This is a genomic window from Veillonella sp. CHU594 (assembly GCF_003992265.1).
GTDB lineage: Bacteria > Bacillota > Negativicutes > Veillonellales > Veillonellaceae > F0422.
Map to the genome: position 1 here is coordinate 61,405 of NZ_RQVB01000008.1, position 12,434 is coordinate 73,838.

Here is a 12,434-nt window from a genome sequence, read left to right on the forward strand (position 1 = left end):
GCAAAAAAGAGGGGCCTAGCCCCTCTTTCTATTAACCTGCAACTACTTCTACAGTAATCTTAGCTGTAATTTCTGGATGCACTCGAATTAACACTTCATGAGTACCCAATGTTTTGATTGGCTCTTTTAAGTCAATTTTCTTTTTATCTACATCAACTTTTACTTGCGCTTGCAATGCATCAGAAATATCTTTACCTGTTACAGAACCGAACACACGGCCACCATCTCCCATTTTTACAGGGATTGTAATAGATACTTTCGACAATTGGCTAGCCAATACTGTAGCTTCATCAGAGTCCACTTGTTTTTTATGAGCTTGAGCCCCCAATTTTTGTTTCGCATTGTTCAAATTTTGAGGAGTTCCTTCAAGTCCAACACCTTTTTTAATAAGCACATTGCGACCATAAGCTTCAGAAACTTCTATGATTTCGCCACGTTTACCAACTTTTTTAACATCTTCTAATAAAATTACTTTCATGGTAAGTCCTCCTTCGTTTCTCTTTGTAATTCTGTCATATGGGATACGGCTACTTCAGTCACCCATTGGCGTGCCTCTTTCATAGACATATTGTAAATCTGAGCGCCCGCCACGGTACGATGACCTCCGCCACCGACAGATTCCATAATTAACTGTACATTTAACTTGCCTTGTGACCTAGCACTGACTCCAATGCCACCATCTGGCAATACATAAAATACAAAACTAGCTTCAATACCCTCTAGCGTGATTAATTTGTCACCTGTTTGAGCTGCTATCACTGTTGCATTCTTCGCATCTTGTGGTGCCTCTGTAAAAGCCATATTTTCTATTTCTTCTGCAGAAGCTAGCATAGCAGAACGTATACGCATACCTTCAAAGCTATCCATAAATAAATGACGTACTAAGGATACATCTGCACCTGATCGGCGCAAGAAAGAGGCTGCTTCAAAGGTACGTGCCCCTGTTTGGACCACAAAGTTTTTTGTATCTACTACAATACCTGCATATAAACCACTAGCTTCAATATGCTTAATCTCTACATGTTCTGGGAAATATTGAATTAACTCTGTTACCAGTTCACTAGTAGATGATGTAGATGGTTCCAAATAGGTCAATAATGGAGACTCAATAAAGTCTGAACCCCTTCTATGATGGTCGATGACAACACGACGATTTGCCTTTTTCAAAGCTGATGGAGCTGCCACCATCTCAGAACGATGCACATCTGTCACAATCACAACTGTATTATCTGTTACAAACTGAGCTGCTTCTTCTTCATCAATAATTAGACCTTGAAAATCTGGATGTTCTACCAATACTTCCACTAATTTACGAACTGCTGTAGGATGTGAACTCAAGGCAATATGCACGGGTTTCTTAAGGGCTCTTGCCATCGCTGCTACGCCTACAGAAGCACCAATACTATCATAATCTTCCCGATCATGACCCATCACAAGCACACGATCAGAATCCAACATAATTTCATGCAATGCATGAGATACCACCCTAGCACGGACACGAGTATTCTTTTCATTTCCTGATGATTTTCCACCAAAAAACTTGACTTCTTCACCATGGTATACGCAAACTTGGTCGCCACCACGTCCTAAAGCAATCTCCAAAGCTGCTTTTGCCTTTTCTCCTTGTACTTTCACAGTATCTTCTGTCAAAGCAATACCCATACTGATGGTGGGAGGTATATGTTTCGATGTAGTTAAAGCACGAATCTTATCTAATAAACTAAATTTCGATTCCATCATGTGCAACATAGCGGCCTTACTAATACTAAAGGTATACGTATCTTCTGTAGCATTGCGAATAAAACCATCATGTTGATCGATTTCCGTCACAATCAATCGGTTCATATCGGACCACAATTGTGTATATTCAATATCGCTCAAACCAGAACGCAAATCTTCAATATTATCCATAGCAATAAAGCCAAGAGCTGGTAACATAGAAATCGCTTTTTGTTTCTCCACTTCGATGTCTGTTATGTCATCAAAATAAAATGCCATATACGATTCTAGTTCATCGCTATTAACATCGGAATAATTAGACTTCGGAGCTACCAACGTTTTATATAATACACGGTAATATTTACCATCAATTTCTTCGTGAAAGAATCCCGACTTGCCCCAATATTTATCAATCCGCAAAGTAGGAATAAATCCACTTAATTTTATTGTTTTATCGGAATCACTAGGTAACCAATCTCTAAATACGCTATTACTCCAGCAGATCACATTGTGTTCATCAATGATAACAATCCCTACGGGTAAATTTTGTAATGCAAAGGTCGATGCCTGTGTAATCCCTTTTGCCATACAGTCAAATTGAGCTTTTCTAAAATGTCGTCCTCTTCGAATGGTACGTCCCACGTACAAATACGCAGCGATTACCACTATACAAGCCAACATGGCTAGTTGCCAATTCAAATAGAAAATAATACCTAATAAGATAAGAATGAGAACGGCAGCAGTAATTTCAATAGAACTGTATTCAGTTTGTATATCCATACTACCTCCTCTAATTTCACTCACTTCGTCTGCCCCATCGTTCCTCTAGGTGCAAGAACACATCTAGAGCCCCTAATATAGCGGCAGACTGTGACATCATAATAAATAAACCTAGTACAATCCACGGTACAAACTTCGGTGGATGATAACTTTTACTAATACGCCAAGCACAAGATATACCTCGTATAAATAGCATTATACCACCTAAGTACATCAAATTATAGCCTACATATTCAAGGAGCGGAATATATTGTTTCACAAAATAAGAAATGACACCCACTAAAAAAATATGTAATGCCCAATCTGGTACACGCCAACCTTTGATAGTAGGCATTTCAGGAATATGGTAAGTACCGATACGACTGAGCACAATATACGTAAGACGATTAATAATATAAGAAATAGCCACACCAGAGCAAAATAAACCTGCAATCAATACTTTTTTCATGATTTCAATTTGATCTTGTAAGGCGGTCATCGCCGTTGTCACTTGTTCCTCTGAAAGCCCCTGCTGCACATACATATCTTGCATGGATACTGTAATTTGTTCTTCCAAAGATGACCACATCTCTGTAGGACTTACCTGCATCACCAAAGCAGATGCCCAAAACTGAACTACTACTGCTAGCATTAATACCACAGCAGGAATCATCAACAATTTAGAAATCGACCAGTGCTTGCTTAATCCATAACCGATTAAAATACCAATCACACCAAAGACTCCCCCTTCTACTATGGCCGTCAAAGGTCCTAATAAAAAGGCAATGGCTATAATCGCTGATACAACAGATAATAGGCTCCAACGAAAACCATGACGTACACCTACAATGGCAATCGTCATAGGCACAAAAATAGATCCAAAAAATCCAAGCATAGGTACACTGAGACCTATCATGGCAAAGACAATCATCAATGCCGTTAAGATACCAGACTCTACGACGGACTTTGTACTTGTTTGATTCATATACTAACCCCATACTATGTCTCGCCCCAAAGGTGCAACATAGTTCTATGCCAATACAATAAATAGACATATGACTTTCGTCATATGCCTATTATATCATATTCTCTATACGTCTTGAATGATTGGTAGAATCATTGGGCGACGACGTGTTTTTTCATAGAAGAATTTTCCTAATGTGTCACGCACCACAGTTTTGATCGTTGTCCAATCTTTGATATGATCCATTTCACACTTCTCTACTGCTGCATCTACACGACGTTGTGCTTCACTTAATAATTCTTCTGCATCACGAACATACACAAAGCCACGAGATAACATATCTGGTCCCGCTACAATCGTACCAGAAGCACGGTCCATTGCCATAACAACCACAACCATACCTTCTTGCGCTAATTGCTGACGATCACGGATAACGATGTTACCTACATCGCCTACACCTAATCCATCCACAAAGACTTTACCAGCTGGCACACGACCTGCTAAACGACCTGTACGAGTAGTAAACTCAAAAATTTGTCCATTATCACCTACCAAGACATTGCTAGGTTTTACAATTCCCATGGACACAGCCAGTTCACCATGTTTTTTCAACATGCGGTATTCACCATGAACTGGGATAAAGAATTTAGGTCTCACCAAATTCAACATAGTTTTTAAATCTTCTTGGCTACCATGACCAGATACGTGAATACCACGATCCTTGCCGTATACTACATGAGCACCTTGGCGCAATAAGTTATCGATGGTACGTCCTACGGCCGCTTCGTTACCTGGAATTGGTGTAGCGGAGATGATAACAGTATCATTTGGCGTAATCTCTACGGTACGGTGATTGTTTGTAGACATACGAGATAGACCTGCCATTGGTTCCCCTTGAGACCCCGTTGTTAAGATCATAATTTCATCAGCACGATAGCGATTCATTTCATCATCACCGATGATAGTTCCTTCTGGCACTGTTAAGTAACCACGCTCTTGAGCGATTTCTGTAACATTTACCATGGAACGACCTAATACCACTACTTTACGTTTTGTAGCTACCGCTGCATCAATAGCTTGTTGCAATCGGGACACATTAGATGCAAAAGTAGCTAAAATAACACGACCCGTAGCTTCTGCGACAGCACGCATAATCGCTGGTCCTACAGAACTTTCAGATGGAGTGAACCCTGGCTTTTCCACATTAGTGGAGTCAGACATAAGCGCCAATACGCCTTTGTTACCAAGTTCTGCAAATTTGTGAACGTCCATCAATTTCCCATCTACAGGAGTTTGATCCACTTTGAAGTCCCCCGTATGTACCACAGTACCTACTGGAGTTTCTAAAAAGATGGCACATGCATCTGGAATAGAGTGATTTGTTTGGATAAAGCCCACTTTGAAGCAGCCAATTTTAAATTCATCACCAGCTTTTACAACTTGTAATTTTTTAGCTTTTACATGATGTTCTTTTAACTTACCTTCAATCAAGCCACATACTAAGTTCGTAGCATACACAGGTACGTTCACTTCTTTTAATAAATACGCCAAGGACCCAATGTGGTCTTCATGACCATGAGTAATCACCACGGCACGTACTTTATCTTTATGCTCGATTAAATAACTCATATCAGGGATTACAATATCTACCCCTAACATGTCATTTTCTGGGAATGCTAAACCCGCATCTAACACGACAATATCATCGCCATATTGGAAAATGGTCATATTTTTACCGATCTCACCTAGACCACCTAATGGAATGATTTGCAATTTATCTTTTCGCACATGGGAACGATTTATTTGTTCATGTTTTTCCACAGTTGTATTGGCACGTTGTGGTTTACGCGGACCACGATTAGATTGACGGCGCTCGCCATTATCGCCTTGTGGACGCGGACGACTGGTACGTTCCCCCTCAGCTTTCACAGTGGTACGACGATTTTGACCCGTCGTGCGGCGTGTACGTGTTGTAGAACGTGGTCGTTGTTGCGTAGCTTCACCTACCGGTGCAGCTATATTTGTTCTTTCTTCTTGTATATTCAAAATTTCCTCCTACAGGACTATAGTCGTACTGTCTATACATACTACCATAGTCCAAGACTATATAATCCCACCCTCAGATGGTTAAGCATGTATCGGCATGTAAGCACAAATAAGTATCTATTTCTGTTCGTATTCATACAGCAAAACACTGTGAGAAACCTTTCTCACTATCTATGTCACATTCTTCTACACAGCAAAGCATATACCCTCTATACATACTTCTACTGTGAAACATTTGGGAACCCATAAGGTTCATAAGCCGATCAAAATAATTACCTTTATTATACTATAGAAAATCCACCCTAAGCAACTAAGGCGCCTCTCCCTAATCCATAAAATTTGCAATTGAATATTGCACTATATGCAATTGCGTTTTATAATGTAAACGAAGTAAGGTTTTTGAAAGTTTACAATAGGAGGTCACAAAATGAAAAATGTAAGTATTCACACAATTGCAGAGATCGCTATCTTAACGGCGATGATGACAATTCTAGGAGGCATCAAAATTCCCAACTTAATTTCCGGTGTAGAGTTCCAACTATCTGCTCCTTTAGCGGTAGCAATTTGCGCTGCCTTCGGATTCCGCAAGTACATCATCTGCGGCTGTCTTTCTAGTTTGATTGGTCTTGTATTGGGCACACAAAACTTGCTAAATGTTGCCATTGCCATGCAATTCCGCCTCATCGTAGGACTCATCTTATGGATTGGTAAAAATCGCATGTGGTCTATTCTTATCTCTGGTCCTATTGCGTCTGCTATTGCCCGTATCACCATTGGTTTATCCTTTGGCAAAATGGTCATTCCTATGCTTATGATGGCAGTACCTGGCATGATTTTCACAGTCATTGTAAGCCCTATCTTCTATAGTATCTTGCGACGTCTACCACGCTTGGCTACTACATTGAAAGCGCATCAAGGTTAGTCACTTATGGTTTACAGCATTCGTATGCGCGCTGCTAAGGGAGGCCCTCATGAACAAGGAGGTTCTCATATTTCTGGAGCGGAACGTCTCGTCTCTTTAGAATCCTTATCACGCATTTCAGAAGAATTTTTACAACGAGCATTACAACACAGCAAAGGTCGTCCAGATTTTATCAATTTACAAATTGATGAGATTCCTGATGACTCCATCGTGAAAGTCCCTGCTCTCATGGTGGCTACTACAGAATCAGAAACAATCGAGGACTCTCATCGGGTAGCTACCCAACTATTACAACAAGCACAGATCCATGAACAGGCGATTCAAAAGGCTTTTATCAAACTCAGCCAAAACACAGAAACTATAAGTGGTGCTTGGCTCGTCAATGCTACTACTGGTGAGGTATACCCCCAAACAGTACGCGTGTCCCGTATGGATGCCGAATCAGATGCAGACATACACCACCATTTGCAATATTATGGCTGTTCTTCCATCCATTCTAGGGAGGCTCTCATCCTAGCAAGCAAGGTCCTCGCATCGCCTTACGTACTAGGTGAACTATGTTGGTCCGATGATCCAGAGTATACGACGGGCTATGTGTCCTATGGCACTACCTACCATCGGTTAAGCCCTATGAAAGTCTATGGTAGTCCTATTGGTGGTCGCGCCTTCTTTATCACTGACGATGCACCGATAGAAGAAGTAATACAGTATTTTACATCCACTCCTACGTGGGTCACAACGAAAGGGATTCACCATGTTTAATCGATACTCCGAAGCCTTAGTCAAGCGCCAAGAGGAATCACAATTTCGTTCTCCTCGCACCTATACTCCTATCGATGCTACTCATGTTATGTATGAAGGTTCCACCTATCTAATGATGGCATCAAATAATTACCTAGGCTTAACCCATCATCCCCACGTGAAAGATCGAGCCTTACAGGCCATCCAACAATATGGCACTGGTTCTGGTGGCGCTCGCCTTACCTCTGGTTCTTTCCCTTTATTTCAAGAACTAGAGCACCGTCTCGCACAGTGGAAAGACTGTGAAAAGGCACTCACTTTCACAGCTGGGTTTATGGCAAATCTAGGAACAATCTCTGCCCTAGTTCATAAAGGAGATATTATTTTTAGTGATGAATTGAATCACGCTAGCCTCATCGACGGATGTCGTCTCAGCGGCGCTAAAGTACAAGTTTACCCTCACAAGGATGTGGCAGTCCTAGAATCCTTATTAAGCCAATCTAAGCACTATGGTATGCGTTTTATCATTACTGATGGAGTGTTCAGCATGGATGGGGATATAGCTCCCTTACCTGAACTATTTGAACTTGCAGAACGCTACAATGCCCTACTTATTGTAGACGATGCTCATGCTACTGGCGTCATTGGTGAAGGCCGTGGTACAGCACATCACTTTCACTGTGAAAACCCACGTATCATCACCACTGGCACTATGAGTAAAGCCTTAGGGTCCATCGGAGGATACGTCTGCGGTAGCCAAACCATCATCGACTATATCATTAACCACAGTCGTCCCTTCATCTTTGCCACCGCTTTGTCCCCTGCTGACATTGGGGCTAGCATCGGCGCCCTAGAAGTATTAGCAGAGGAACCTAGTGTATATCAAAAACTGCGAAGCAATACAGAATATATGCACAACGCCTTGCAATCACTAGGAATCCCTAGCAGCGATGATACACCGATATTTCCTATCATCATCGGCTCTAACGAAGATACATTAGAAGCCAGTCGCCTATGTGAACGAGAAGGCATCATCCTCAGTGGCATTCGCCCTCCCACAGTCCCTGTCAACACTGGACGATTGCGCTTAACCGTCACCGCTGCACACACAGAAGAAGAATTAGACAAGGTCATCCAAGTATTACAAAGACTACCAATACAAAAGACCTTATAACAAAGCTCCTCCTGAATTTCCATAAAGGGAGCTACAAAAAAATAAGTTCCAAATAAAATAGAGGAAAGTTGAGCAATATCAACCTTCCTCTATTTTTTAATCCACCGCAAGAAAAGCCGTAGTGCTTACTGAAAACTTTCGCGTAGGGCAGTTTTCAGAAGCGCTGCGGCTTTTCATCTTTTTGTATTACCTATTAAGCTTTCAGCTTTTCCTCAAGAAATTCCCGAAACTGCTGCTTATACAGCCCCGCTCCTCCATTGGCTGGATGGCGCAAGGTAGCTTGTACTTCTACCCCATACTCCGCCAAGGTAAGACTCGCTTTTTGACCCACTCCAAGGATCTGTGCCCTAGGGAACAAATCTAAGAGCTGTTTCGTATAGGTCCACCCTAAGTCTAATTCTTGCTTTGTAGGAGTCCGGTTCGTCAAGCCATCTATTCCTTTAAAGGGATGAAATGGAAAAATGTTCCACAACACCACTTCATAAGGGTCTATATTAGCTTCTAACATGGCATTCCACACCACAGAATCAGTAGGCTCATTAAAGCCCTTTTCTTTTTGTGTCGGTTTTATAATATACTCGCTCTTTGGATTACTAGTTCGTTTCGGCTCCAATCCAGTAAACACCATAGATGGGGTTACTGTAGGGTGATGCCCTAAGAGCATTCTTTCACAGGTCATGGCAATCCCTGTAAATCGCCCTCCTTGATAGCCCACCGCTTCTGCTATGATGAGAATTTTAGCACGCTCTAATCGCTGCTCCAAATAGGCTTGTAACTGTTTTCTCCGAATGGAGCTCGCTCTCTGATTAGTATCATAGCGTTCATCAAAATCATTCCAAGGATTATACACATAGGGACTAGAAAATCCTTTTAATTGTCGCATCAATCGTTCTACTGACATAGATACCTCACTATTTGGAATGCAATAGTACTACCTTAGAACTACTTTCATCACGTTCTAAATATTGACCTACTGAAGATTCCTCTAATTCTTTACCATAATTTTTATTGGTAATTATGAGCATCCGTTCCCCAGATTGCAAGCGTTTAAATAACTCTTGTTCCTCAATTTGAGGCATCACATTCTTACCGTTCCACTTCGCACTGCGCTGTACATTATACTTCGCCAATCGTTCTGGACTAGGCTCTACTCGCACGGGTGTCACATCTAAATAATACGGCACTGACGCCGCATATTCCCCATAATAATACACAGGTCCATGAAAGCTGCGTATCTGTTCATGATAGGTCACAGAAGAACGCAAGCCCAAGAATGGTACCAACCCTTCCATAAGCACAATACCTAGTACTACCAAGGTACCCATCCCCACTGTGAAAGGCATCATCAATCGTTTCCGATACCAATAACACCCACCTAGGAATAAGGTAAGACCTACGACAACAGCTCGAAGAATCCACCAAAAGCCCCAAGGTGCAAAGAATGTTCCAATCCCAAGAGCCCACCATAATACTAAAGTCGGTCCCAATACCCACCACCAAGCACGGTGACTGGCATCTTTCAAAGAAATAATCCCAAAAGCTCCTAACAAGCTGAAAGGAATCACCGAAATAAAGGCATAAGTCGGATATTTTGTAGCCATAGCCGTATAAAATACAATCGTTCCCCATCCCATAATCATGGTATATAGATAGGCATCAGTTCTTGTTTTCCAACCCCGATACATACCATATAGAATAGCCCCCGTCCAAGGGAGAGAGCCCCCTAGGAAAATAGGTAGATAATACCACCAATGATTTACCTCGGGATGTTCAGATTGGGTCGCTCTCGTTATATTATGAAGTCCTAAAAACCCATTGATAAATTCCATGCCATGAGTATGGTACATATATCCATACCAAGGCAAGACTATAGCTAACAGTATGAGGATACCTTGCCATGGAAATAAAACTTTCACCATAGACCAAGATCGTTTAACCCCTGCATAAATCAGGAACAACAATCCCGGTAATACCAGCCCTACAGGGCCTTTCGTCAATACTGCAATCCCCGCAAAGCCATAGGCTACTGCCATATACCATGGATTCTTAACTAGTAGTCCACGATAGGCGTAATAAAAGGTACCTACCGTGGCAAATAACAACACCATATCTGTGATGATACCATGGGCAATGGTCCATACGATGAGAGATGTGCCTAATATGAATGCTGATAACAAAGCGCCTAATCGTTGCCCTGTTAGGGTGCGCACCCCTTGGTAAACCATAGCCACTGATAAAGCCCCAAAAAGACCTGATGGAAAACGAGCTGCAAAATCTGTCATGCCGAATACAGAATAGGACAAACTCAATAGCCAATAAATCATAATTGGTTTATCAAACCAATAGTGCCCATAAATTTGTGGGGACAACCAATCTCCGGAAAGGACCATCTCTTTTGCGGTTAAAGCGTAATTCGACTCTACTGGATCCGACACTGGTAATAGATGGTTCCCTAGTACATAAACTCCTAAGAAAAAGAGAAATACTACATAGGTTACACGATGTAATTTCATAAGCATCTCCCTATTGTTTACGACGTTTCCAATATTTCAAACCATATACTACAGCTACTATTACAAAGACTACAATCATAGCAATTAATAGTTCATGATTATACTCAATTAAGTCTTTCCAATGTTCTCCTAATTTCATACCTAGCCAAACTAGCAAGATAGTCCAAGGGATTGTGCCCAAAGTAGTCCAAATCACAAAGGGGGTCATCGGATATTTAGCCACTCCTGCAGGGAAGGAAATAAATGTACGCACCCCCGGTAATAAACGGCCAATAAACACAGCGGCACCACCATAGCGATTGAACAATTTTTCTGCAGCACCAAATTTATCTTCACTAAATAAGATATATTTCCCATATTTCATCAATACAGGTCTGCCACCATATTCCCCTAGCCAATAGGATAATACAGAACCCACAATACCCGCTACAACACCTACAATAATAGCTGTATTCAAATCAAATACGCCTTGAAATACTAAATACCCTGCGAACCCTAAAATAATTTCACTAGGAATCGGAATGTTCGCATTTTCTAGCACCATGCAAATAAACATGGCTGCATACCCATATGTCTCCATGATGGTCAATACATAATCCACTGTTGTCTCCTCATCGGAAGATAGTTATTAATCTCAATCTTCATCTTCTTCATCTAATAAATAATCTTTTGCCATCCACTTTTTCGTAGCTGTAAATGTGATCGTCACCCATTTCTCTGCAGGGTCACCACCAATGGCAAGGTCAATTTCATTGCGAATTTCATCTAATTCTACAATGGTTTGTTTTGGGAAATTCTTAGGAATTAAAATATCAATTTCAATCATTTTTACATTCCCATAGGCTTGTACACTAGTGACATAATCTTTAAATTTATACTTTTCCATGAAAGAATCCATAATAAATTGGATTCGATTATGTAATTTCAAAGGCGCTACACCCATAATTTGTTTCACCGATGGAATGATAATTTTTAAAGCAGACGGCATCATTTGTAACGATAAAATAATGAGCACAATAGGATCCACGTAGACCGCCCATTCTGCATAGCCAAAATGTTCTAGCCCAAAAGCCACTAAAAAGCTAACTAAAATCCCAGCTTCTAACATAGCATCGATGGACCAGCTAATATTATCGAATTTTACCAAATTAGATTGTAATTTTTTATTGATTTGGTGCACATAGAAATAATAGCACGTATCAGCAATGGTAAAAATTGTAGCATAGATGATAGCAGGTCCCACATGAACAGCACGACCGCCACCCAATAAATCCGTCAGTCCTGATAAAAAGGCATAGCTTACGATCAACAAGGTAAAACTACCTTCTGCAATCAACACTAAGGGTTCAAACTGCCAATAGCCAAACTGAAAGCGTTTGCTTGTTTCATTTGATACTAATCGGGATGTGATGATCATCATCACTTTAATAATCACAGCAATAAAGGACACGACCCCATCTAACAAGATGGCACTAGATCCGCTAAAGACCCCCATCATAGTGCCCCCTATAGCCACAAATGACATGAGTATGGCCGATTGAATTAACAACCGTTGCTCTACTGCATGTTTATCTTGTATTAACATATACACTCCTA

The 12,434-nt window shown here is 41.1% G+C and carries 11 protein-coding genes; 3 read left to right on the forward strand and 8 right to left on the reverse strand.

Translation table 11 applies throughout. The features are described 5' to 3' along the window. Positions 1-31 precede the first annotated feature (31 nt). The 4 genes from rplI to EO111_RS06300 all read right to left on the reverse strand — a co-directional run bounded on the left by rplI (position 32) and on the right by EO111_RS06300 (position 5,488). On the reverse strand, positions 32-478 hold the full coding sequence (gene rplI, locus EO111_RS06285; protein WP_009353218.1) for a 50S ribosomal protein L9: 447 nt from the start codon (positions 476-478) through the stop codon (positions 32-34). Continuing rightward, positions 475-2,499, reverse strand: a complete 2,025-nt coding sequence (locus tag EO111_RS06290; protein ID WP_127011037.1) for a DHH family phosphoesterase — start codon at positions 2,497-2,499, stop codon at positions 475-477. The genes rplI and EO111_RS06290 overlap by 4 nt, the downstream gene beginning before the upstream one ends. 16 nt (positions 2,500-2,515) lie before the next feature. Further along, positions 2,516-3,463 carry a YybS family protein gene (locus EO111_RS06295; RefSeq protein WP_126940826.1) on the reverse strand — a complete coding sequence of 316 codons (948 nt, stop codon included), beginning with the start codon at positions 3,461-3,463 and terminating at the stop codon, positions 2,516-2,518. 105 nt (positions 3,464-3,568) lie between these two features. Further along, complete coding sequence (locus EO111_RS06300) at positions 3,569-5,488, reverse strand: ribonuclease J (protein ID WP_126940827.1); 1,920 nt, start codon at positions 5,486-5,488, stop codon at positions 3,569-3,571. Positions 5,489-5,915: 427 nt separating this feature from the next. Between EO111_RS06300 and EO111_RS06305 the strand changes: the two genes are divergently transcribed. Genes EO111_RS06305 through bioF form a run of 3 tightly spaced genes read left to right on the forward strand, consistent with a single transcriptional unit; the run spans position 5,916 to position 8,325 of the window. After that, complete coding sequence (locus EO111_RS06305; protein WP_126940828.1) at positions 5,916-6,410, forward strand: hypothetical protein; 495 nt, start codon at positions 5,916-5,918, stop codon at positions 6,408-6,410. A gap of 6 nt (positions 6,411-6,416) precedes the next feature. Beyond that, the gene (locus EO111_RS06310) at positions 6,417-7,172 is read left to right on the forward strand and encodes a 6-carboxyhexanoate--CoA ligase (protein ID WP_127011038.1); all 756 of its coding nucleotides are present in this window, start codon (positions 6,417-6,419) and stop codon (positions 7,170-7,172) included. Then, positions 7,165-8,325: an 8-amino-7-oxononanoate synthase gene (bioF, locus tag EO111_RS06315; protein WP_127011039.1), complete on the forward strand. Its 1,161-nt coding sequence runs from the start codon at positions 7,165-7,167 to the stop codon at positions 8,323-8,325. Before EO111_RS06310 ends, bioF begins: the two co-directional genes overlap by 8 nt. Before the next feature lie 193 nt (positions 8,326-8,518). On the opposite strand, the gene EO111_RS06320 is transcribed toward bioF, so the two are convergent. Genes EO111_RS06320 through EO111_RS06335 form a run of 4 tightly spaced genes read right to left on the reverse strand, consistent with a single transcriptional unit; the run spans position 8,519 to position 12,423 of the window. Next, positions 8,519-9,226 (reverse strand): uracil-DNA glycosylase, encoded by a 708-nt coding sequence (locus EO111_RS06320; protein WP_127011040.1) that lies wholly within the window; start codon positions 9,224-9,226, stop codon positions 8,519-8,521. A gap of 10 nt (positions 9,227-9,236) precedes the next feature. Then, positions 9,237-10,838, reverse strand: a complete 1,602-nt coding sequence (locus EO111_RS06325) for a glycosyltransferase family 39 protein (protein ID WP_127011041.1) — start codon at positions 10,836-10,838, stop codon at positions 9,237-9,239. 10 nt (positions 10,839-10,848) lie between these two features. Beyond that, positions 10,849-11,418, reverse strand: a complete 570-nt coding sequence (locus tag EO111_RS06330) for a DedA family protein (RefSeq protein WP_371413129.1) — start codon at positions 11,416-11,418, stop codon at positions 10,849-10,851. Positions 11,419-11,472: 54 nt separating this feature from the next. Beyond that, positions 11,473-12,423 (reverse strand): cation diffusion facilitator family transporter, encoded by a 951-nt coding sequence (locus tag EO111_RS06335; protein WP_009353188.1) that lies wholly within the window; start codon positions 12,421-12,423, stop codon positions 11,473-11,475. Positions 12,424-12,434: the final 11 nt, after the last annotated feature.